Origin of the sequence: Pediococcus sp. AC40 (assembly GCF_030252485.1) — a bacterium.
In the GTDB taxonomy this organism is placed as follows: Bacteria; Bacillota; Bacilli; order Lactobacillales; family Lactobacillaceae; genus Pediococcus; species Pediococcus acidilactici.
Window position 1 is genome coordinate 380256 of record NZ_CP127012.1, and the last position, 22982, is coordinate 403237.

A 22982-nucleotide genomic window follows, 5' to 3' on the forward strand; every position below is an offset into this window, starting at 1 on the left:
TTATATTGAATATTTTAACAAATTTATACGGTCCCTTCTTCGATCTCAACAACTGGAAGACGGTATTAGAGTCTAGTTCGGACTGGTTAGTGATTTTGTCACTGGTGATGATCGAGTGTTTACTATCGGTGGATAATGCCGTAGTTCTTGCAACCCAAACCCAAGTGTTGGGGGATAAGGTCGAACGGGAAAAATCCTTATTTTACGGTTTGTGGGGCGCGTACCTATTTCGATTTTTAGTAATCGGAATTGGGACTTACCTCATTCACCTATGGGAAATTAAAATCATTGGAGCACTTTACCTAGCATACCTAGTGTTTCGCTATTTTGACAAACGGAAACGGGGGCGTCGAACCCGTAAATTGGTGAAACCACGGGGTAAAATTTCGCTTTTTTGGCGGGTGGTAATCCAAATCGAATTTATGGACATTGTCTTTTCAATCGATTCGGTATTGGCTTCGCTGGCGATCTCTTCTAATCCGGTCATTGTGTTACTGGGGGGCTTAATTGGAATTTTAGCGATGCGGGGAATTGCCGAGGTGATTATGAAATTAATGCACCGAATTCCTGAACTAGAGACAATGGCCTACGTGCTGATTGGGATTATTGCCCTTAAATTATTCTTGTCGATTCCCGCGATTGATATTGAAATTAATTCGGGAATTTTTGCCGGAATCGTAGTGCTGGCATTCTTGATTACGATCGCAATTCACTACCTCAGAAAAAGCGTACGCAAATAATGCTATAATCTATATACTATAAATAAAAAGGAGACTCCTCATGGCAGCTACGGTAACAAGTGAAAATTTAGCTGAAGTAACTAAAGATGGATTGACCATCGTTGATTTCTGGGCCCCTTGGTGCGGACCCTGCAAGATGATGGAACCTATTTTAGAAAATCTGGAGCAAAGTTACGGGGACCAAGTTCATTTTGGCAAGCTTAACGTTGACCATAACCAAGAATTGGCCCAATCATTTAAGGTAATGAGTATTCCTTCATTAGTTTTGTTTAAGGACGGCAAGGCAATCGAAAAGGTTACCGGCGTTTATCCCGAAGCAAAATTAGCGAAATATATAGAGAAGAAGATTAATGAAAATGAATCAAAGTAAAACGGCAATTGTGATCGATAGTTCGGCTAACCTTGATCCTGCGATAGCGCGGAAGTACAACATTACGGTGGTTAACCAGCCAATTATGTTTGGCAAGCACGTCTATCACGAAAATGTTGATATTGATGCGGATGAATTTTATCGCATGTTGAAATTAGAAAAGTACCACCCCACCACTTCGCAGATTCCGATTAAGGAAATGCAAAGGGTTTTTGCTGAACTTGCTGCGAAGGGTTATAAAGCAGCCTTGTGCATCGGATTATCGGGAGGCTTGAGCGGGTTCATCAATAGTCTTTCAGCTTCCGTGCCGGTAATTAAGGAACTACAAGTTTACCCTTATGATTCGGGCTCAATTTTGGCTGGACAAAGCAACGCAGCTATTTTGGCGGCCAACCTGTTAGATAGCGGCGTGGACATCCACGAAGTTTTGCGGCAGTTGCGTAAGTATCGTAGTCAAACGGAAGTGTACTTAGCGGTCAACAACGTTAAAGAACTCCAGATTTCGGGGAACATTGCCAGTCGAACTTCGTTGGTAAGCTCGTTTTTTGGGATGCGCCCAATTTTAACGATTAATCGGCAAGGCCGCTTGGAAATGGTCGGTAAAGAGCGTAAGATAAAAAACGCTATGGAAGCGATTAGTGAAATTTTTGCGCAACAAGTGGTTGATTATCGCCATCTGACGGTGACGGTGGTCGATGCTGACGATGTGGATCGCAGCATGCAATGGCAAAGTGAACTGAAGGTCCAATACCCGGGCTTACACGTAGAATCTTGTCCAATTGGTCCGTACGTGGGAACCTATACGGGAAGCAAGGCAATTGGGTTAATTTGGTCACCAAAGTTGTGATACCATAGTAGTTAGGTTAATTAAGAAACGGGTGGATAAAATGATTACATTGAAATCAGAACGTGAAATTGAAGGAATGCGGAAAGCAGGCGCAGTTCTAGCAGGAATGCATATTGGACTTCGCGATGTTATTAAGCCAGGAATTTCTAGCTGGGATATCGAGAAATTCGCGCTTCGTTATTTAGATGAACACGGCGCAGTTCCTGAAGAAAAGGGCTTTGAAGGTTACGAATACGCAACTTGCGTGAGTGTTAACAACGAAGTATGTCACGGCTTTCCGCGGAAAGATTTGATTTTAAAGGAAGGCGACTTGGTTAAGGTTGATACCGTAGTCAGTGTGGATGGTTACATGGCCGATTCTTGCTGGGCATTTGCGGTTGGTGAAGTTAGTGACGAAGTTAAGAAATTAATGGAAGTTACTAAGAAAGCTTTGTACCTCGGAATTGATCAAGCCGTTGAAGGAAACCGGATCGGCGACATCGGTCACGCAATCCAAACTTACGTAGAAGACGAAATGGGTTATGGCGACGTCCGGGAATTTGTTGGTCATGGTATTCAACCAACAATGCACGAAGATCCCATGGTTCCTGGCTATGGTGAAGCTGGTCACGGTCCGCGGCTCCGGAACGGAATGACCATCACTATTGAACCAATGGTAAATACCGGAAGTTGGCAATGTGATACTTCTGCTCCAGACGGTTGGACAGTTACCACCATGGACGGCAGTTTATCTTGCCAATACGAACATACTTTAGTGGTTACGCCAGATGGTCCTAAGATTTTAACTTCACAGGATCCAGTGGGGGACGCTAAGTACCTTTAATGAAAATGATTAATTATTAATAAAAGAGGCTGGGAATTTGGCGTTCCCAGCCTCTATTTTTGTAATATGGGTGTGGATCTGTTGGGGTGCTAGATAGTCGAGGCGTGCTCCAGCCCTCAGAGTTCTGCGGATAACCAGATTGGGTCCTTAACCGCAGGACCCACGGCTAAGGACCCAATCCAGTTATTCCTCAAACTCTGCCCGAGGGCTTCCACACTTTTTAATAATTCGCCACTTCTACCACATTTCCGTCCGGGTCCTTTATCAACAGCGACTGGACCTTTCCGTGAGTTCCTTGGCGTTGCTTTGGTTCATCGACGATTTCCACAAAGTAGCTCTTTAAGTGGTTGACAATTTCGTTCATCGGATTTTTGGCAACCAGTGACAACGCAATGCTTCCGGAGGTTGGTTGCGCTGGAGCAATTGCCGGCTTGGTCTCCTTAGTTGTAAAATAGATTCGCTGCTTCCCCGCACGCACACCTGGATACGGAGCGTCGGTTAGGATCGGCATATCAAAAACCTCGTGGTAAAAACGTTCACTACGAGCAACGTCTGCCACGGTTAGGGTAATATGATCAATTTCTCGAATATTCATAATCTATAAATCCTCCTTGTAACCTGTACAAGTATAGCATAGGTAAATTCAATTGACGTTTTGTGGTAATTCATGCTACGGTGGTTACTAGTTATTTTAAAAAGACAGGGTGAAAAAAATGAGTTTGCTATCAGTTGAACATCTGAGCCACGGTTTTGCGGACAAAGAACTGTATGAAGATGCAAGTTTCGAACTGAATAAAGAAGATCACATGGGAATTGTCGGGCAAAATGGTGCTGGTAAAAGTACGCTAATTAAGATTTTGACTGGCGAAACTTTACCAGATAAGGGCCGGATTGTTTGGCAAAATAAGGTCACTTATGGTTATTTAGACCAGTATGCGGATATTCCGCAAAATGACACGTTGTACGAATTTTTAACCACTGCGTACGCAGATTTGTTCAAGCAACGTGATTTAATGGAAAAATACTATGCCGAATACGCCGAAAATTTGGATGATAAGTTGTTGGAAAAGGCGGGGCGGATCCAAGAAAATCTGGACGCTAACAATTTTTACGAAATCGATACCGAAATTAACCGGGTAATGACCGGTTTAGGACTTGATGATATCGGTAAAGATCACATTGTCAGCGAGATGAGTGGGGGCCAGCGTTCCAAAATCATTTTGGCAAAGCTCCTACTACAAGATCCTGACGTATTGATCCTAGACGAACCAACCAACTATTTGGATACCGCGCACATTAATTGGTTGGCAGACTACCTTAACGGCTTCGAGGGAGCTTTCATGGTAGTTTCTCACGACTATGAGTTTTTGCAAAAGGTAACCAATTGTATTTGCGACGTTTCATTTAACAAAATTACTAAGTACCGGGGCGATTTCCAATCCGCAATGCGGCAAAAGGAAGCGCGGCAAGAAGCACAATTAAAGGCTTACGAAAAGCAACAAGTAGTCATTGAAAAGGCGGAAAACTTTATCCGCAAGAATAAGGCTGGCCAACGTTCAACAATGGCGAAATCCCGGGAAAAGATGCTTAATCGGATGGACAAGATCGATCCGCCTAGTGAAAACTTGAAGGGGCATTTCGATTTTCCTTACCTAGATACGGGCTCACAAAACGCCGTGGCGGTTAATAAGTTGGCCGTTGGTTATGGTAAAAAGCAGCTTTTGGAACCAGTGACGTTCTCCATGGTGGCGGGCGAAAAGGTGGCCTTTTCTGGGTTTAACGGAGCCGGAAAGTCGACGTTAATTAAGAGTATCTTAGGCTTGATTCCGGCTTTAGGTGGGGAAGCTCATTTCTCACCATCAGCTAAGGTAAACTATTTTAGCCAAGAATTAGTTTGGGATAACCCCGACCTAACACCATTACAAACAATTCAAGAAAAATATCCAACCATGTTACCAAAAACGATTCGGACTAAGTTAGCCAAGTGTGGGATTAACGCGGCGGATACCCAAAAACCTATGCATCAACTAAGTGGTGGCGAGCAAACTAAAGTCAAGTTAGCCTTGATGGAATTGATTGAATCTAACTTCTTGATCATGGACGAACCCACCAATCATCTTGATGACGAAACCAAGCAAGCCCTAAGTGAAGCTTTGCAACGCTTTAAGGGAAACTTAATCGTGGTATCTCACGAAAGTAGTTTTTATAACAGCTGGATTGATAAAGTGATCAACGTGGAAAAATTACGTTTGGATCGCTAAAACTTAATTACAATCAAAAACGGAGCCTAACATCAATAAGATGTTGGGCTCCGTTTTGTTTAGCGATTAGTAATATTAATTAGAATGTTGCTGTATCGGGATCGGTTGGAGCACCTGCTTGGCCGTGGAAACCATCAATGGTTTTCATGTCGTCAGCAGATAGCTCGAAGTCAAATACTTCGGTGTTTTGTTGAATCCGTTCTGCATGAACAGACTTAGGTAGTGGCAAGAAGCCGTGTTGTAATGACCAACGAATAACTACTTGAGCGACCGACTTGTGGTACTTTTCAGCAATTTCCTTAAGTTCTGGAATGCTAAAGATTTTACCAGTTCCTAGTGGGCTGTAAGCTTCGGAGAGGATACCGTGTTCTTTGTTATAAGCAACCACTTTGTCTTCAGTATCGCTAGGATTGAGGAAAATTTGGTTAACTGCGGGAGTTACCTTGGCAGTCTTCAACAATTCGTCTAGGTGATGAGGCCGGAAGTTGGAAACCCCAATTGCCCGCACTTTGCCAGCTTCTAGGGCTTCTTCCATTGCCCGCCAAGATTCTGCGTTCTTTTGTTGCCATTCGTCACGGAATTTAACGGGATTTGGCCAGTGAATTAAGTAGAGGTCGAGGTAGTCTAAACCAAGTTTTTGCAAACTTAAATCAAGGGCTTTTTTCGTTGCTTCGTAACCGTGGTCTTCGTTCCATAGCTTAGAGGTGACAAAGAGGTCTTCGCGAGCTACGCCACTGTCTTTAATGGCTTTTCCCACGCTTTCTTCGTTACCGTAAGCTGCGGCAGTATCGATATGACGGTAGCCAGCATCTAGGGCAGCCTTAACTGCTTGGTATGCTTCTTCACCATCTTTAGATTGCCAAGTTCCAAAACCGATTACGGGAATCTTAACCCCGTTATTTAATGTATAGGTATCGGTGAGTTTATTCATGAGAAATTCCTCCTTTATTTAACCTTACTTACTATATGATAGCTTTTTTCTTTAGCAATAACCAGCCATAAGCCCGAAAATTTGTCAGGCGTTTTGTAAAGAAAAGGGTGGCCGAGATAAAAAAATAGGGGCTAGGAGCAATCCTAGCCTCTATTTTGAAATCTATTATTTATTAAAAGTGCCTGCTTCTACTTCGCGAAGGTAATCAGCAAGATGCTTGAAGTAAACGGGGGCGTTGTCGATCATGTGGTGGTGACCGCCATCTGGAGTAGTAACTAACTTAGCGTTAGGGATTACTTCAGCCATCCGTTGTGCCGACTTCAACGGCATGGTTTCGTGTTCGCCGAAGGTCAACAAGGTTGGGACCTTGATGTTATGGATTTGGTCGCGAACGTCCCATTCCTTCAACTTACCAGTAACAACGAATTCGTTGTCGCCTTGGAAAGCGTTGTAAACGGGAGTTGCCATAGTTGGAACCAAGTGACGAATTGCCACTGGTTGTTTACGATCTACGTAACCAGCGTTAAGTACGTCGACTAATTTTTGGTAACGTTCGTTATCCCAATCTCCGGACTTTTCACAGTCACGCATGAACTGAGCATCTTCGGGAGCAAGGGCTTCGTCTCGAATTGCGTCTTGATGTTCAAGGTATTCATCGATATTATCAACCATGGAAGAGATGATGGCACCTTTTAAGTGTTCACCATACTTCAATGCGTACATCATGGTCAACGCGCCACCCCAAGATTGACCGATCAAGTAGAAGTGGTCAATGCCGAGTTTTTGACGAACTTCTTCCACTTCGTCAAGGAAGTAATCGTAGCTGAGGTACTTTTCAGCAATTTCAGGGTCGGAGTAGTCGGGTTGGTCAGAATACCACGAACCCAATTGGTCGTAGTAGTGAACTTGGACGTCCAAACCTTGTTTTAAAAGTTCATCGTGGAAGTTTTCCCAGTATTCGTGATTGCCACCGGGACCACCATGAAGGGCCAAAAGGTGGATGGAGTCGTTAGTCCCATCCGTATGTGACCATAAGTGATATCCGTTATCTAGTGTTAAAATTGTTGTACCTTGTTTCAAGATATTTCACCTAGTTTCTTAAATTTAAGCCTATAATAGCAGATTTATTAGAAAGTGACCAGATTAAATGAGAAGCGTTTAGGCGTAAAGTTCCGCGGAAATACTGGTATAACCGACTTAGTGCTTAAATTAAAAAATTAGAAAAAATTAATTATTTTCTGCAGTTGATTAAGGAGTAATTTTAATGCAAATTAATGTCGCACGACTACAAAATGAATTTCCGGATGAAAAAATTGAATATTTTGACCAAGTTGGCTCTACTAATGACGTAGCTTTTACGCGCGTGCAACAAAATCCTGGAATAGCGGGGATGGTAGTTGCCAATCAACAAACGGCTGGACGAGGGACTAACCAGCGCCAGTTTTATTCACCGACTTCGGGGATTTACTGTTCGATTTACCTTCCTCTAGCCCCAGCCACCGTTTTACATCCCGGACGGGTAACGGCAAACGTGGGCGTGATTGTTGCCGAAGCGGTGCACCGCGTTTTTGGACAACCGCTTGGTATTAAATGGGTGAACGATTTATATTTACATGATCAAAAGGTGGGCGGCATTCTGTGCGAAGCCGTGTCTAATGATGATAATCAACTAATCGGGCTGGTGCTGGGGCTGGGGTTGAACATCTTAACCACGACCTTTCCCCAAACGATGTTGCGGACGGGAGGGCCGATTGTCGAACAAGCAAACGCAACGCAAGTAACCGACCTGTTGATTAAGATCAACCAAGCTATCCAAAAAAAGCGCCAGACACTGGCGTCTGACGCAATTAATCCAAAGTATTTAGATTTATCGATTTTACAAGACCAATGGGTGATCATTGATCAGGTCGCAAGTCGGCTTACCGGAAAAGTAACGGGGGTCACACCCGAAAATGAACTACTTGTCAACGATGGTCATCAGCTCCGAACCGTTACGAACGGTCGGATATTACGTTGGCAAGCCGAACCTTTAAATGACTTTGATTAAGCTGCAATGAATATTGCAAATCCTGGTTGCCCCGGATGGTGGTTTCAAAATCAGTTGCGTAAATTACCAATCCTAATTGGTGACCTGCAGGAAGGTGGTAGAACGTCGGCTGTAACTGTAAAGTTACGTCGTAGAATTGGTTAGGCACAACTTTATCAACGCGATAGTTGTTAGTCCGATTTTGCAAATTAATGTGACCCTTACTAATCATTTTCCACGGGGTGACGCTCTTTTGTTGCGTAAATTCTCGTAAGTCGTCGGTGCGCCAATCGTAACTGCCGCTTAACGAGCGAGGTTGGATGAGGCTTGGGGTGACGTTTAAGCGCCGGGCATCGCCAAAGTCAACTAGTTGAAAACTAAGCATTCCAAATGGTTTATTAACCGCCACGTTAACCTTAACTTCCGCAGCCCCATCAATATACCAATCGTGATCGAGTTGGGCAGACTTGAAGATTAACCGGTTATCACGCATCTGGTTTTTACCATTGGTGGCGTGTTCCGTGTTAAGCAGGTCGGTATGCCACTGCGTAAGGTTATTTTTGTACATTTCAAAAACTTCTGGATCGAGGACGTCTTTAAACGAGGCGGCCTCGTTTTTAGTTGGTAAAGCAGCATCCACCAGTGTTTTGGCTTGGAGGGTGAATTCCCGTACTTCATCATCAGCATCCTGCCAGTCAGGGTAGGTATGCCACGTTTCGGGTTCTACGTTATCTTGAATGATGACGTTTGGTAAAACTTCTGGAGCGTTATTTTCCACGCCAAACAACTTGTAACTTAGCCATAAGTTCATCATGTCGGTAAAGTCAATCGAACGGAAATTATTAATGTAAATGTGCTGACCTTGGTGAAGAATAATCTTCTTGTTAATTGGCAAGTCACGGACCGCGTTCCACAAGTTAGCGACGTTACGGGGCTTGACGTTCCAATCGTTCAAACCGTGCACTAAAATTAGATCGGCCTTAATATTTTTGGCTTGGTTGAGATAGTTGCGGCTGTCCCAGTAGCGAGAATAGTTGCCGCTTTGCCGGTCTTGGTCGTGGTTAATCCGGTTTAAAACTTGGTCAAATTTACTACGAACTTTTAAAGCATCCCCAAGGTCTTTTTGTCGACTAAAGACTTCGGCAGCAAGGACGTCCATGTCTTCACCCTGGAAGGTGTCCGGAGCGGCAACTAAACCGCCATCCCGATAATAATCGTACCAACTGGAAATGGCCGCTTCCGAAATAATGGTTTCAAGACCTTCGACCCCGGTAGTAGCTGCTGCAGTGGCTAACGTACCTAAGTAGGAACGTCCGGTCATGGCAATTTTATGGTTACTCCAGTTGGCCTTGATTTCAATGTTATCGGTTTTGTTAGTAAACGCGCGACGATTTCCCGCGAGCCATTCAATAATTGCCGTGGTGGAAATGGTTTCCGCCACCGAACCAGTATCCCGCAAACCTTCTGAATCCCGGGTTCCGATTCCGGCCGCATAAACTACCGCAAACCCACGGGTTAGGAAGTAGTTATTTAAGGTGTAGGGTTGCTCGCGGGCAAAGTGTTCGCAAGCGTGTTTAGCTTGACCCTTAACTTGTCGTTCGGGTGGTAGTTCTGGGTCATACGGTTTAGCCGTCACGTCTTCGCGAGTAAGGTGGTTAACTGTTTTTTCAGTTAACGGGACGTCGACATTATGGGTTACTTGTTCACCCCAATGATCGTTAGTTCCTTGGTTATAGGGACTGGCAGTGTACAAAACGGGGGCCTTGTATCCTTGCTCAGTTTGGGCAGGACGTAAAATTTCTGCTTTTAACAGGTCGCGTTTACCATCGTGATCAGTATCTAAGGGAGCTTCTACGTAAACGACTTCCCGAATGATTTGATGCGGGTCAAAGACGGCTTGGGCTTTTCCGTTGAAGAATAACGGGGCGGTTGTGGTCGCGTAGAACGGGGTGAAGTAGCCTTGTTGGGTAAGGTGATCAAGGTAAGTTTCCCCATTTTTCGTGTGCGCCGTCAAAATTGAATACCAAGCGTGTGCCACGTCTGCGCTAGTTTCAAGAGCGTCAAGGGCAAGGCGCGGTAAGTTGATTTTGGCAGTTGCAGCCTGCGGGTCAATAACAGAAAAATCAATTCCTGATTCAAATTGTAATAGCTGTAAGGCAATTAAATAAAAAATATCCAGGGTTAGCGGCTCTGCGCTCGCAAAAAAGTCTGCTGCAGTTTGGTTAGGCGTCGCAAGTAGGTTGCCTAACTTTTGTTGAAACGTGGACTCTTGATTGCTGATTAAAAAAGAACGCCGGAGAAAATCCTCAAATTGTGCCTTAGGATCGGCAATCAGGTCCTGATCAATAAAATGAATTGCTTTCAATTCGGTAATTTCTTCATCTTGGTCAACGTCAATGCGACCAAATTGGTTGTTTTTCATAAAAAATCCTCCACAGTGGTTTATGGTTCATATTATACGCCTAAAGCATACGAACATTTACCGCCGTGGAAGGATTTTTAAGTTTAATTACTATTTACGTAGTTGTTTAATTCGTTGAGATAAATTTCTTTTTGTTGATCGCTGATCCAAGAGCTTTCAAATGAATTTCTAGCTAATTGGATAATTTGTGGTTTAGTTAATTTGAATTGGCTAGCAATCGCGGTGTAGTTGTCACTGATGTAGCCACCAAAATAGGCAGGATCGTCAGAGTGAATTGAAACTTTGACGTTTTTTGATAGGAGTTCTAAAACCTCTTGACCCTTCATTTCTGGAGATACGAAAGAATTAGAAAGCGGACACGAAGTTAGACCGATTCCTCGTTTAGCAACCAAATCAACCAGATCGGGGTCTTCAACGATGTTGGTACCATGGTCGATGCGTTCAACTTCCATAATTTCAAGTGCTTGACGAATATGCTCAATGGAATCTTTTTGGTCGATGTCGCAGTGAACGGTGCGATGTAAACCGGCAGCAGCTGCATCTTCAAACTGGCGTGCAAATTTTAATGGTGGATTATTGTGTTCGTCTGAATCTAAGCCGATTCCAATAATCTTATCTTGATATTTCAAAGCTTCCGCTAAAGTTTTTCGTGCGGATTCTTTTGAGAAATCACGCAGGAAACACATAATTAATCCGGCATCGATATTTAGGGCTCGCGCGTCAACCGTTGCCCGATATAATCCGTTAATTACGGTCGCAAAACTAATCCCACGACTAGTGTGCGCTTGGGGATCAAAAAAGATTTCAACGTGGCGGACGTTATTTTGGGCGGCACGTTTTAAGTAATCAAAAGCTAAGTCATAAAAGTCCGCTTCCGTTTGTAAGACGTTCATTGCGGGGTAGTAAACGGCTAAAAACGAGGCCAAATCATCGTATTGGTAGGTCTTTTGGACCTCTTCAACCGTATTTTGTCCGATATCCACGTGGTTTCGTTTGGCTAATTTTAACTTCAACTGAGGTTCGAGGGTTCCTTCGATATGTAAGTGTAGTTCAGCTTTGGGGAGTCCCTGAATAAACTCCTTGGTTATTTTATCCATAATCTGTTTCCTTTCTGGTAGGTAGTTCGTCATTAGGGCCTTGTGAGGGCTATTTTAGCATTTTTTGAGTTATTGTTAAAGCTAAATACGAATATTGGCGATTGTAAATCGAAATAAAGTATGGAATAATTAGTGGAGAAAGCTAAAAAATATTTGGAGGACGGTACTTACCATGCAAAAGGCGAACGATCAAATTTTGGCGGATGACAATATGTTAGAAAAAGTATTTCATTTAAGCGGTCATGGAACCACGATTAAGAGGGAAATGTTAGCAGGCTTAACAACGTTTGTTTCAATGGCCTACATTTTGTTTGTTAATCCTAGCATTTTAGGAGCAGCTGGAATGGATAAGGGAGCGGTCTTTACGGCAACTGCTTTATCGGCAATTTTAGGAAGTGCTTTAATGGCATTTTTAGCAAATTATCCAATTGCTGTAGCCCCTGGGTTAGGCGACAACGCTTTCTTTACTTTCTCAGTAGTTTTGGGAATGGGAATTTCTTGGCAAAAAGCAATGGCGGGTGTATTTGTCGCTTCAGTCCTTTTTACCATCCTTTCGTTTCTTAAAGTTCGGGAAGTGGTAATTAATGCAATTCCAAAAGATTTGAAACTAGCAATGGCGGCGGGAATCGGTATTTTCATCGCTTTTGTTGGTCTCCAAGGTGGCGGACTAGTTACCGCTAGCAAAACTTCGTTGGTTGAAATTGGCTCTTTGACCGTTCCAACCACTTGGCTAACAATTTTTGGAATCTTTGTGATTGCCATTTTAATGGCAAAAAGGGTGCCGGGCTCCATTTTTATTGGTTTAGTGTCGACCGCCTTGTTAGGATTGATCACTGGGCTAATCAAAATGCCGGCGAGCATCATCTCTCTTGCACCAAGCATGAAGCCGACTTTTGGGGTCGGAGTTTATCATTTATCTTCAATGATGGACCCTCAAATGTGGGCGGTAGTTTTAATCTTCCTGTTAGTCGCCTTCTTTGATACCGCAGGAACCTTGATTGGGTTAGCGCAACAAGCTGGAATTATGAAGGATAATAAAATGCCTAGAATTGGGCAAGCATTAGTAGCGGATTCGGTTTCAATGTTAGCTGGATCAGTAATGGGAACGACACCTACCGCAGCTTACGTAGAGTCTTCAGCAGGAATTGCGGTTGGAGGAAAGACGGGGTTAACTTCTTTAACAGTTGCGGTATTGTTTGGGTTTAGTATGCTATTTTCGCCGCTCCTAACCGTAGTTACTAACCAAGTTACTGCACCAGCACTAATTGTGGTGGGGGTATTAATGGCGTCAGCATTACGTGAAATTGAATGGGATAAATTTGAAATTGCAATGCCAGCCTTCTTAACCGTGATTGGCATGCCATTAACGTATAACATCTCGTATGGAATTGCCTTTGGTTTCCTAACCTATCCCATCCTCATGGTGGCTGCCGGACGGCGGAAAGAAATTAACTACATTATGTGGGCAATGTTAGTGATTTTCATTGTATTGCTATACATTTTAAATATTGTACCTAAAGCCTAAGCAGACGGGAGCAGATATGGATACTACGACGGAGTTAGAAAAATATATTGATGCGGGGGCAGCTGAAATTCCAGCAGACCTGGTTATTGAAAATGGTACGTTAATTAATGTGGATACGGCCGAATATTATCGTGCAGACGTAGCAATCTACAAGGGTAGAATTGTGGCAGTTGATAAAGACGTCTCGGACTATGTCGGAGAGCATACCCGACACGTAGATGCGACCGACCAATATCTAGCCCCTGGTTTGATTGACGGACATATTCACGTTGAATGCAGCAAAATGTCAATGACGCGCTTTGCTCAAGCAGTAGTGCCCAAAGGAACGACTAGCATTGTCTCTGGATTGGATGAATATATTTCAGTGATTGGATTAGCCGGGCTAGACGAAATTTTTGCAGAAATTGATCAGCTTCCCCTAAAAGTTTTCTGGGGGGTTCCGTATAAAACGCCATACACAATCCCACAGTCAACGGTAGCTTATAACGTTAGCGCGCAAGATCACCAAAAGTTTCAACCTCAGGAGCGTAGTTACGGCGTTTGGGAAACCGTCCGAGAAGCGGTCCAAACCAAAGATAAAGATACCTTGTCAGCTGTTTTAACGGCACAAAAATTGCATAAACCGATTTTTGGCTGTTCTCCATTGGCCAAGGGGAAAGATCTAAATCAATTCTTAATGACTAGGGTGCGGGTCGATCACGAAAGTTATTCTCATGAAGAATTTTTAGAAAAAGCTCGGAAAGGAATCCACACGATAATTCGGGAATCTTCGGTTACCAAATTTTTAGCCGAAAACGTTAAAGCCATTACGGAAGGTGCTCCGGGTGTAGCCCGCCACACTAGTTTTTGTACGGACGACGTAACGGCGCGTGATATTTTGGAAAAAGGACATGTTGATCATCTAGTTCGGTTAGCGATTAAGGCAGGAATTTCGCCCATGACCGCCATTCAGATGGCAACTTTAAACAGTGCCGAAGCGTACCATATTGACGACCAAGTGGGTTCGATTGCGCCTGGCAAGGAAGCGGATATTTTGCTAATTGACCAGCCAGGAACCTTTAATATTGAAACGGTGATCAGTAAGGGCGTGGTGGTAGTTGAACGACAAGCGGAACAGTTGGAATTTGTGCCACCAAAAAGATCTGTAGAGATTACGAATTCGGTTAAATGTGCGGAAATAACGGCTGAGAGTTTTAAATACCAAGTTGATCAGCCAACGGGAATGGCGACGGTTCGAAGCATCAAGAGCGTGGGGCCGTTTGTCCGTAAATCGAGAAAAGTTGATTTAAAAATTAAGGACGGGTGCATCCTTCCCGATGCCAAACGGGACGTTGCGTTAGTGTCTGTGGTTGAAAGATATGGCATTAACCACCAACACTCTCGGGGATTCATCTCGGGATGGGGATTGCAGTCCGGAGCAATAGCTACTTCTGCTTCGCCAGATGATAATAACATTGTCGTGGCGGGGATGGATGAAGCGGATATGGCGTTAGCAGTCAACGAATTAGTTAAACACGGCGGAGGACAAGTCGTGGTTAATAAGGGCGAAGTGCTCGCCTTGTTGGAATTGCCGGTTGCTGGAATAGTAACTGATTTGCAGCCAAACGAATTAGCTCGAAAAGAAGTAGAGTTAAAAAATGCTGCTAATCAATTAGGATGTAAACTTCCGGATCCATTATTTTACCTGTCCTTCTTGCCAATCACGGCCATCCCAGATTTAGCAATTACGGATGGCGGAAATGTTGATTACACGAAATTAGAATACTTTGATCCTATTCTTGACCTTATAAAGTAGCAAATAAAAATTGGAGCCCCTAGATAAATTTCCAGAGGCTCCAATTTTTTTATACGTAAATTATTTTTTTAGAATCAAGCAAAGGTAATTAAGGTTCATAAATTAACTGGAGATTGGTGAATAATTTTTATTCAGCCAGTTTACTATGCCGCATCCCATAGCTAAAGTAAATGATTAAGCCGATTGCAAACCAGATTGCTGAACCAATCCAAGTTTCTAAGGAAAGGGTCGAAATCAAGTAAACACAGGCGATAACCGAAATGATCGGAATCACTGGATAACCAGGTACCTTAAAGCCGTTCCCCGGGATGTCGGTGCGGCGACGAAGGGGGATTACCCCTAACGAGATTAGTCCGAAGGCAAACAGGGTTCCCATGTTTACTAGGTTGGTAAGTTGATCAAGGGGTACGAATCCGCCAAGTAACGCGATAAAAATCGTAACGACGATCAAAGCGTTTTTGGGTGAACGGTGCGGCCCTTCTAGTTGGCCTAACAAGCGTGGCAGGAGTCCGTCCCGCCCGGTTGCGTAAACTAAACGAGAACTACCGTAAATCATGGAAATCATCATGGTGGTCATCCCTGCTAGGGCACCCACGGATAGCAATCCCGCAATCCAGTTCTGGTGAACCAATTGTAAAGCAAAGGATACGGGGTTTGCCACGTTAAGCTCGTTATAAGGCACCATCCCAGTTAGTACCACTGCCACCGCCACGTAAAAGATGGTGGCAACGATCAGCGTACCGATGATTCCAATAGGCATGTTCTTAGCCGGATTTTTTACTTCCGCTGCAGATGCTGAAACGGTGTCGAATCCTAAATAAGCAAAGAAGACGGTGGATGCGCCAGCTAAGGTTCCATGAATCCCAAATGGAAAGTATGGTTGCCAGTTGCTGGGTTTAACGTAAAAAATACCCACGCCGATAAAAATTAAAATAATTGCAATTTTAACGAAAACCATTAAGTTGTTAATGCGGATTGAAGACTTAAAACCACGGTTTAATAGAAAGCCAATTAAAAGCACGATGATTACCGCAAACAAATTAATATAAGTCCCATGCTGGGGATCAAATGGCCCGGCAATTGCTGCAGGGAGGTGGCCGCCAAATCCCTTAATTAAGGAACCAAAGTAAGCAGACCACCCGGTGGAAACCGCCGCGACGGCCAGTACGTATTCTAGAATTAACGCCCAACCTAATAACCAGCCGAGCAGTTCCCCGTAAATAATGGTTCCGTAGGAGTAGGCGCTGCCCGCCACGGGAATCGAGGCGGCAAACTCTGCGTAACACATTCCTGCTAGAGCACAAACCAAGGCGGCAATCACAAATGATAGGGTGATTGAGGGACCAGCTTTTAACGCTGCCACGGTGCCGGGGAGAATGAAAATTCCGGTACCGATTACTGCCCCGATTCCGAGGGCTAAGAGGTCTTTAGCACCCAGCGTTTTTTCAAATTGAGAATCTACCTTCAGATAATTAGCTAGTGATTCTTTACGAAAAATATTATGTTTTAGTTGCATACGCCACTTCCTCTCTAATGTTTTTCTAATAATACGGGATGAAGTTAATACTGTCAACGAAAATCAAGAAATCCACCTAGATTAAATTTGCTAAACTAGTGCAATTAGAGACTGGTATAATTAAAAAAGTAAGCAAAAAACGGAGGAATGACGATGGCTTTAGAATTGGATGGCGGAGCAGTAGTTTACCAAATGCGGGCAAAAGAGCCGTATTACTTATTGCTAAAAAGCGCTACGAGCGGTTTTTGGGGATTCCCTAAAGGACATTTAGAAAATACGGAATCGGCTCTTGAAGCCGCCGAGCGGGAGATTAGGGAGGAGACTGGGATTATCGCCACGGTCGACGATCGTTTTTACGACGTTTTAAATTATCGAGTTGGCGAAAATGACAAGAAAGTGACCCTATTTACGGCAAAGGTTCCTGAAGATACGGTAGTTCGATTGCAGAAGGAAGAAATTAGCATGGCGGCGTGGCTTGATTACGCAGCTGCTAGAAAGCGGCTAACCTACCTAAACTTAAAGCAGGCGTTAGATAACGCGGACCAATATATTCGGAAAGCAGAACAATAGTAATAAAAATTGGGCGCGCGCAAAGCAAACAAAAAAGAGGCCATGACATCGCGGGTCATGGCCTCCTTACTTGCATTTGATAAAGCTTTTTAAGAGTTAAGTTATGCTAACTTGCTGAATGAATTTTCTTCGAGGCTTTGAAGATTTTGAATTGCTTCTTCAATCGTTACGCCTGTAGCTTGAAACTCTGGTTGGGCTTTATCATTAGCGATAAAAACCTGCTTTTCAGTATCAAGTGCGATACTGTACCAAGCTGTGCTGTACTTTTTAAATTGCATAATGATAAACCTCCTAAATCATGAATTTTAGAAGCGGGAAAAGCGCTTCCAATTGATACGATACCTTAATTTACAACATTTTAAACAAAAATGCAAATATTTAAGCTTGGAGTAAGGGAAATGAATAAGATTATTGTAATAGCGGGGCCTACGGGTTCGGGGAAAACCACGGTAGCAGACTATCTTAACCAACGTTATGGCGTTGTGAAGGTGATCACGCACACCACCCGCCCCCAAAGGACTAATGAAAAGCAAGGGGTGGACTATTATTTTGAAACGGCGGATTCGTTCGACCAAAATCATTATTTGGAACAAGTTCAGTACGCTCACTACCGGTACGGCTCTTCCTACGAAGGGCTCACCCAGGCGTGGCAGAAGAACCCGATTGCTTGCATTGTGTTAGACACGGCCGGGGCAATTACTTACCAGCAAAAATTGGGTGACCAAGTGGAAATTTTGTTTTTGCGGGTGCAAAAAGAAGCTACATTGAAGCAAAGGCTGTTGAAGCGTGGGGATAGTATGGATTCAATCACTAAAAGAATTAACAGCCCTGAGTATCGCCGAGATATGGAATTGCCAAGTGAACTACAAGGAAAGGCAACCGTGATTGATAACGACGATTGGCAGGCTACTAAGCAAAAACTTGACGCATTTTATTTGCAGGTCAAAAAGCAAACTTTGGACGTTTAAATGCGCCCCTAAATATGTTAATGTAAAGCGTAATAATTACTATTTACGAGGTGGCAAACAGTGGATAAAAGCCCAATTGCAATTGCGGTTAAAATTTTAAAAGCGAACGGCTATAAAATTACGCGTCAGCGGCAGAGTTTATTAGAGTTGCTTGCGCAAAGCGGTGATCGGTATTTGGAATTAACCGAATTAGACCGCTTGATGCGGCTACAATTTCCTAAGATGAGTCATAACACGATTTACCGAAACGTTAAGGAATTTGCGGCACTAGGAATTGTGGAAGAAAATCAAAACGAAAATGACGGAAAAACAGAAGTAAAACTGGACTGTAACGAGCAGCATGCACATCACCATCACTTTATTTGCAACCAGTGTGGAAAAGTGCAGGAATTAAAAATGTGTCCGTTGAGTTTTTTTAGCGACCAGTTACCGGGTGCTGAGATTACCGGACACCATTTTGAGTTATATGGGATCTGTGCAGAGTGTGCAAAAAAAGTTCACGCATAGTGTGGATAAGTTAAATGTTAACTTTATCAGATAAAATATTAAAGTTATTGCAAACTTGGGGGAGTTTTGCTTACCTGAGCGCGTTTTTTTGGTATGCTAATGTTTGGAAATATGGAGGGAGATAGAATGGCATACAGAACACCACCTTTTTTAACGCCGATTGCCATCGTGACGATGATAATTGCGCTAAGTGCGACAAACGTAATTGTTAATAAAGCTACCAACACTTCTGAAGGAGCGCCGGTGCGTTCTTCAAAAGTAGTTGAAAGCAGTGAACCAGAAAAGAAACCTTCAAGCGACGATGAACATTCTAAAGATAAATCGGAAGAGTCGTCATCGAGTTCTGAAGAAAGCAGCAAGCCGAGTGAAGATACTTCAAGCAGTGGGGAAACTTCACAACCAACTGATGATCAAACTCAAGACAATTCTTCTTCGAAAACGACTAAGGATTCGACTGGCAATGATAAGGCCTCTAGTGGGGCAAATGATGAAGGCCAGACCACGACGGATAGTTCCAGAGATGCAAGTTCAGGATCAGGAGCTGCTGCATCGCAAGGGCAAGCAAGTTCGCAGCAGGATACTAACCAACAGGCTGCCGTCCAAAAGGCCACGACCACTGATACTAATACAGGTCAATAAGGGGGGATAAACGTGATTTCATTTCTAACATTAGTAAGTCATTACATGGGCATGATTAGTGTTAAGAGTAAGTTGAAGAACCAAATTTACACTATCACAGCCTTTGTAGGGAATTGGTATTTGTTATACATTGGGATTCGCTTTATCCAAAATGGCGCATATACAAGAGGATTACTGCTATTAGCAATCTTTTTGATTTTCTTGTATTTCTCAATTATGAACATTTATTACTATTTCACTAATAAGCAGGCTCCGTTTGATATTTCTCCAATTTTAGAAAAATACATTGGGGGCACGCCAGAAGAAGTGCGGGAAAAAGAAGAATTCCGACGCCGCCTTACGCGGGTAGAACGACAAAGCCGCCAAGTTGCTAGTCCAGGCGGAGTTTTCGACCAGAAGGCCCTGTTACCCGCCACGATCGTTTCATCTGCGCGCCAACAAAAAAATATTGAACAAATTGCGGAAAAGATGATTCAATCAGGGATGGTCTTCATGGATTATGGGGGCCGGACTGACGAAGAATTACGGGCAGAAATGCCTGCTCAGCAAACCGAAACGTACGCAATCGGCGACTTGGGAGTGGCGATCCCGTATGCGGAAGTCCAACTCGTTGCTGGCAAACCCACTGTGGTAGCTGGAATGAACCAAATGGAGGCCGTTCCAGTGGGCGAAATTACCAAGGTGGGCTTATCCAGTTACCAAGCCGCTAAAGCTGAAAACCACTTGTATTTAGCAAACGCGTTTTTAATTGGTGGCGAAAAGAAAGTACGCGGTCGCTCTGGAATGATTGTGGAAAATGAACCATACCGCTTAAAAATTAATATTGCTTATAAACGGCGCCAAACCTCACTTTCGAAGTGATTTGATGATAAATTATTAAGACCTGTCAATGTATTTACTTTGACAGGTCTTTTTTTGTCCAGTATAGTCAATATAACCAAAAATTTATCTAATTTTAATCTTTCGTTAATGTAATCGGGTAAATGGAAACGGAGGGATCAAGATGTCGATGATCGAATTTCATAATGTGGAAAAGTATTACGGTAAGTTTCATGCCCTAACCGACGTTAATCTAACGATCGAAAAGGGAGAAACGGTGGTATTGATTGGACCGTCTGGTTCAGGAAAAAGCACCTTGATTCGAACCATTAACGGATTAGAAAGTATTGACGGTGGTCAATTAATTGTCAACGGATTTGACTTAGCCAACCGCCAAACCAATATCAACAAAATTCGCCGAGAAGTGGGAATGGTTTTCCAACATTTTAACTTGTACGATAACAAGTCTGTTTTAGAGAACATTATGCTAGCTCCCCGGGTCGTGCTTAAACGACCTGAAGAGCAGAACCGCCAACTAGCAATGGAACTGCTGGACCGGGTTGGGCTAGCTGAAAAGGCAGACAGCATGCCTGCCATGCTATCAGGGGGGCAAAAACAACGTATTGCGATTGCCCGTAGTTTAGCGATGCAGCCTAAATGTATTTTATTTGATGAGCCAACGTCCGCGCTCGATCCTGAAATGATCGATGATGTTTTAAACGTTATGAAGCAAATTGCCCGCGATTCCGCCATGACCATGGTAGTGGTGACTCACGAAATGGGCTTTGCTCGTGAAGTGGGGGACCGGGTGATTTTCATGGATGGTGGTCGGATCCTCGAAGACGACCGCAAGGAAGAATTCTTTGACGGGCAACCATCTAACGAACGGGCACGCCAATTTCTCAGCAAGATTATCAAACACTAGGAGGTGGTCCCCATGCGTAGAAGGTTTAAAATGCTTTTCTTGGGACTGACAGCCGTACTTTTTCTGGGCATTCTAGGTGGTTGTACAAAGCAAGAAGCTAAACAACGTGACGCTTGGCAAACCGCCCAGCAAACTAAAACCCTCACTTGGGGGGTAAAGGCCGATACCAAGTTGTTTGGGTTAATGGACGTAAAGGACTCCCAGATTAAGGGGTTTGATATTGACATTGCTAAAGCGCTGACGAAGCAGATGTTGGGAAAGGATGCGCGGGCCGAGTTTGTTCAAGTAACTAGCCAAACGCGGATTCCACTGCTGAAGAATGGCAATTTGGATGCAGTGATTGCGACGATGACGATCACTAAGGACCGGCAAAAAGTAGTTGATTTTTCAGACTCCTATTTTGATGCCGGACAATCCCTGTTAGTTCCTAAAGATAGTAAGATTCATAGCGTAAAGGATCTAAACCATCCGGGTACCAAGGTGATTGGGGTGGTTGGTGCTAATTCGGTCAGCAACGTTAAAAAATTTGCCCCTAAAGCACAGGTAATTCAGTTGCAAGACTATGCTCAAGCCCTTACGGCACTAAAATCCGGGCAGGGAGCGGCTTTAACTACGGATAACGGTATTTTATTTGGGATGGCGGTTGATAATCCCCAATTTAAAGTGGTCGGAAAAGCGTTCACTAAGGAACCTTACGGAATTGCCATTAACCAAAACCAACCGGCGTTGAAAAAACACCTTAACCAAGCGTTGGAAGAGATTATCGCAAACGGGGAGTATAACCGACTCATCAAGAAATGGTTTGGCGATATTCCTGGATTTAATTACCGGGAGGTGGAACGATGATTAATATTTTAACTAATCATAGTGCGGAGCTCTTTAGCGGACTGGGACAGACGCTACTTTGTAGTTTGATTGCGTTATTTTTTAGTTTAGTAATCGGATCGCTGTTTGCCATCATGGAAGTTTTGCCTAGTCGGTTAGCACGGACCATTGGCCGCATTTATGTGGAAGTGGTTCGAAACATTCCGCTACTGGTAGTGACCATGTTCTTTTACATTGTGATTCCACGGTATGTCCCCGCGGTAAACGGTTTTACCGCTGGTACCATTGGATTGACCATCTACACTTCGGCTTTCATTGCCGAAACGGTGCGGGCGGGAATCCAATCGGTAAGCGGGGGGCAAATGGAAGCGGCCCGGTCAAACGGAATGACGTTTAGCCAAGCGATGCGTTACATTGTTTTGCCCCAGGCTTTTAAGATTGTGATTCCACCTTTAGGAAACCAATTTATTAACCTAGTTAAGAATTCGTCAGTGTTAGCTTTCGTGGCTGGATTTGACCTGATGTACGTGGGGAACGACATTGCCTCCACCACCTTTGACACGATTAACTCTTATCTAGTAGTGGGAGTATTGTATCTCATTATCACGATGCCGCTAAGTTACTACATGCGGTACCTAGAAAAACGGACGAATCGAGGTGTCGCCTAATGCACGCATTTATGGAAGCCTATTCCGCGGTAAATTTAGCGTTCTTGTTAAAGGGACTGTGGATAACTATTGAAGTTTCGGTGATTTCGATTATTTTTAGCTACGTGCTCGGTGGAATACTGGGACTAATCCGTTACCTTAACGTACGCTACTTGTCAGCGTTGGTGGGAGTGGTGATTGACGTAATCCGAAACTTGCCCCTCTTGTTAATGTTCTTCTTCGTTTACTTTGGATTGCCTAACTTGGGAATTCGGTTGGGAATCCTGCCATCCTCAATTTTGGCGCTAACGGTATTTGAATCAGCCATGATTGCGGAAATTATTCGGGGCGGGATTGTTTCGATCGATAAAGGCCAAATGGAAGGCGCTCGGGCGAACGGGTTATCGTATTGGCAAGCAATGCGCTACATTATTTTGCCCCAGGCACAGGTTCGGATGATTCCAGCTTTGGTTAGCCAATTCATTTCGTTGATTAAGGATACTTCTTTAGCGACGATTATCATGCTTCCGGAAATGATGTACCACGCGCAAATCATTTACGGGCAAAACACAAATTATATTATTCCAATGTTTGTGGCTCTAGCAGGAATGTACTTCGTGGTCTGCTATACCTTGTCGATTATCTCGCGAAAACTAGAGCAAAAATTAGCTTAAGATTGTAAAATTAATAAAAAATGGCATGCAACCCCATTCGTTACCGAATCAGAGT

24 protein-coding genes are annotated in these 22982 nt (G+C 43.7%); 17 read left to right on the top strand and 7 right to left on the bottom strand.

Going from position 1 to position 22982, the window contains the following annotated elements; translation table 11 throughout:
• Positions 1-5: 5 nt before the first annotated feature.
• The 4 genes from NL111_RS01760 to map are packed head-to-tail and all read left to right on the top strand — an operon-like array spanning position 6 to position 2780.
• Positions 6-740: a TerC family protein gene (locus NL111_RS01760; protein WP_002830029.1), complete on the top strand. Its 735-nt coding sequence runs from the start codon at positions 6-8 to the stop codon at positions 738-740.
• A 40-nt stretch (positions 741-780) separates the two neighbouring features.
• A complete protein-coding gene (trxA, locus tag NL111_RS01765) occupies positions 781-1110 on the top strand; it encodes a thioredoxin (RefSeq protein ID WP_002830027.1) in 330 nt (109 codons plus the stop codon).
• On the top strand, positions 1091-1957 hold the full coding sequence (locus tag NL111_RS01770) for a DegV family protein (RefSeq protein WP_004166723.1): 867 nt from the start codon (positions 1091-1093) through the stop codon (positions 1955-1957). The genes trxA and NL111_RS01770 overlap by 20 nt, the downstream gene beginning before the upstream one ends.
• A 40-nt stretch (positions 1958-1997) precedes the next feature.
• On the top strand, positions 1998-2780 hold the full coding sequence (gene map, locus NL111_RS01775; protein ID WP_002830025.1) for a type I methionyl aminopeptidase: 783 nt from the start codon (positions 1998-2000) through the stop codon (positions 2778-2780).
• A 220-nt stretch (positions 2781-3000) separates the two neighbouring features.
• Here the strand turns inward: map and NL111_RS01780 are convergent, their stop codons facing one another.
• Positions 3001-3375 (bottom strand): VOC family protein, encoded by a 375-nt coding sequence (locus NL111_RS01780; protein ID WP_002830024.1) that lies wholly within the window; start codon positions 3373-3375, stop codon positions 3001-3003.
• 118 nt (positions 3376-3493) lie between these two features.
• Here NL111_RS01780 and NL111_RS01785 point away from each other — a divergent pair, with 118 nt between their 5' ends.
• Positions 3494-5041 carry an ABC-F family ATP-binding cassette domain-containing protein gene (locus NL111_RS01785; RefSeq protein WP_002830023.1) on the top strand — a complete coding sequence of 516 codons (1548 nt, stop codon included), beginning with the start codon at positions 3494-3496 and terminating at the stop codon, positions 5039-5041.
• A 79-nt stretch (positions 5042-5120) separates the two neighbouring features.
• Here NL111_RS01785 and NL111_RS01790 read toward each other — a convergent pair whose 3' ends face one another.
• A complete protein-coding gene (locus NL111_RS01790) occupies positions 5121-5972 on the bottom strand; it encodes an aldo/keto reductase (RefSeq protein ID WP_285110365.1) in 852 nt (283 codons plus the stop codon).
• A gap of 165 nt (positions 5973-6137) precedes the next feature.
• Positions 6138-7052, bottom strand: coding sequence for a proline-specific peptidase family protein (locus NL111_RS01795; protein WP_002830021.1), 915 nt, complete (start codon positions 7050-7052; stop codon positions 6138-6140).
• Positions 7053-7236: 184 nt separating this feature from the next.
• Between NL111_RS01795 and NL111_RS01800 the strand changes: the two genes are divergently transcribed.
• Positions 7237-8019: a biotin--[acetyl-CoA-carboxylase] ligase gene (locus NL111_RS01800; RefSeq protein ID WP_119179006.1), complete on the top strand. Its 783-nt coding sequence runs from the start codon at positions 7237-7239 to the stop codon at positions 8017-8019.
• Here the strand turns inward: NL111_RS01800 and NL111_RS01805 are convergent.
• Both NL111_RS01805 and add read right to left on the bottom strand, forming a co-directional pair.
• On the bottom strand, positions 7964-10420 hold the full coding sequence (locus NL111_RS01805; protein ID WP_285110366.1) for a Xaa-Pro dipeptidyl-peptidase: 2457 nt from the start codon (positions 10418-10420) through the stop codon (positions 7964-7966). The two genes, NL111_RS01800 and NL111_RS01805, sit on opposite strands and share 56 nt — an antisense overlap.
• A gap of 83 nt (positions 10421-10503) precedes the next feature.
• Positions 10504-11517 (bottom strand): adenosine deaminase, encoded by a 1014-nt coding sequence (add, locus tag NL111_RS01810; protein ID WP_002830018.1) that lies wholly within the window; start codon positions 11515-11517, stop codon positions 10504-10506.
• Positions 11518-11689: 172 nt separating this feature from the next.
• Between add and NL111_RS01815 the strand changes: the two genes are divergently transcribed.
• Together NL111_RS01815 and NL111_RS01820 are read left to right on the top strand one after the other, a co-directional pair.
• Positions 11690-13042 (top strand): NCS2 family permease, encoded by a 1353-nt coding sequence (locus NL111_RS01815; protein WP_002831076.1) that lies wholly within the window; start codon positions 11690-11692, stop codon positions 13040-13042.
• 16 nt (positions 13043-13058) lie between these two features.
• Positions 13059-14837, top strand: coding sequence for an adenine deaminase C-terminal domain-containing protein (locus NL111_RS01820; protein ID WP_285110367.1), 1779 nt, complete (start codon positions 13059-13061; stop codon positions 14835-14837).
• 127 nt (positions 14838-14964) lie between these two features.
• Here the strand turns inward: NL111_RS01820 and NL111_RS01825 are convergent, their stop codons facing one another.
• A complete protein-coding gene (locus NL111_RS01825; RefSeq protein ID WP_002830014.1) occupies positions 14965-16353 on the bottom strand; it encodes an amino acid permease in 1389 nt (462 codons plus the stop codon).
• A gap of 153 nt (positions 16354-16506) precedes the next feature.
• Here NL111_RS01825 and NL111_RS01830 point away from each other — a divergent pair, with 153 nt between their 5' ends.
• The gene (locus NL111_RS01830) at positions 16507-16923 is read left to right on the top strand and encodes an NUDIX domain-containing protein (protein ID WP_002830013.1); all 417 of its coding nucleotides are present in this window, start codon (positions 16507-16509) and stop codon (positions 16921-16923) included.
• 101 nt (positions 16924-17024) lie between these two features.
• Here the strand turns inward: NL111_RS01830 and NL111_RS01835 are convergent, their stop codons facing one another.
• Positions 17025-17201, bottom strand: a complete 177-nt coding sequence (locus NL111_RS01835) for a hypothetical protein (protein WP_002830011.1) — start codon at positions 17199-17201, stop codon at positions 17025-17027.
• A 120-nt stretch (positions 17202-17321) separates the two neighbouring features.
• On the opposite strand from NL111_RS01835, the gene NL111_RS01840 reads away from it, so the two are divergent.
• From NL111_RS01840 to NL111_RS01875, 8 genes are all read left to right on the top strand, one after another.
• Positions 17322-17891 (top strand): guanylate kinase, encoded by a 570-nt coding sequence (locus NL111_RS01840; protein WP_002831082.1) that lies wholly within the window; start codon positions 17322-17324, stop codon positions 17889-17891.
• A gap of 60 nt (positions 17892-17951) precedes the next feature.
• Positions 17952-18398, top strand: coding sequence for a Fur family transcriptional regulator (locus NL111_RS01845; RefSeq protein WP_002830008.1), 447 nt, complete (start codon positions 17952-17954; stop codon positions 18396-18398).
• 126 nt (positions 18399-18524) lie between these two features.
• Entirely contained in the window at positions 18525-19037 is a 513-nt protein-coding gene (locus tag NL111_RS01850; RefSeq protein ID WP_200834150.1) for a hypothetical protein, read from the top strand.
• A gap of 12 nt (positions 19038-19049) precedes the next feature.
• Positions 19050-19898, top strand: coding sequence for a DUF6681 family protein (locus NL111_RS01855; RefSeq protein WP_002830005.1), 849 nt, complete (start codon positions 19050-19052; stop codon positions 19896-19898).
• A 142-nt stretch (positions 19899-20040) separates the two neighbouring features.
• A complete protein-coding gene (locus NL111_RS01860) occupies positions 20041-20781 on the top strand; it encodes an amino acid ABC transporter ATP-binding protein (protein WP_004166713.1) in 741 nt (246 codons plus the stop codon).
• A 12-nt stretch (positions 20782-20793) separates the two neighbouring features.
• On the top strand, positions 20794-21627 hold the full coding sequence (locus NL111_RS01865; protein WP_002831086.1) for a glutamate ABC transporter substrate-binding protein: 834 nt from the start codon (positions 20794-20796) through the stop codon (positions 21625-21627).
• Positions 21624-22274, top strand: a complete 651-nt coding sequence (locus NL111_RS01870; protein WP_002831087.1) for an amino acid ABC transporter permease — start codon at positions 21624-21626, stop codon at positions 22272-22274. The genes NL111_RS01865 and NL111_RS01870 overlap by 4 nt, the downstream gene beginning before the upstream one ends.
• Positions 22274-22927 (top strand): amino acid ABC transporter permease, encoded by a 654-nt coding sequence (locus tag NL111_RS01875; RefSeq protein ID WP_002829999.1) that lies wholly within the window; start codon positions 22274-22276, stop codon positions 22925-22927. Before NL111_RS01870 ends, NL111_RS01875 begins: the two co-directional genes overlap by 1 nt.
• Positions 22928-22982 lie beyond the last annotated feature (55 nt).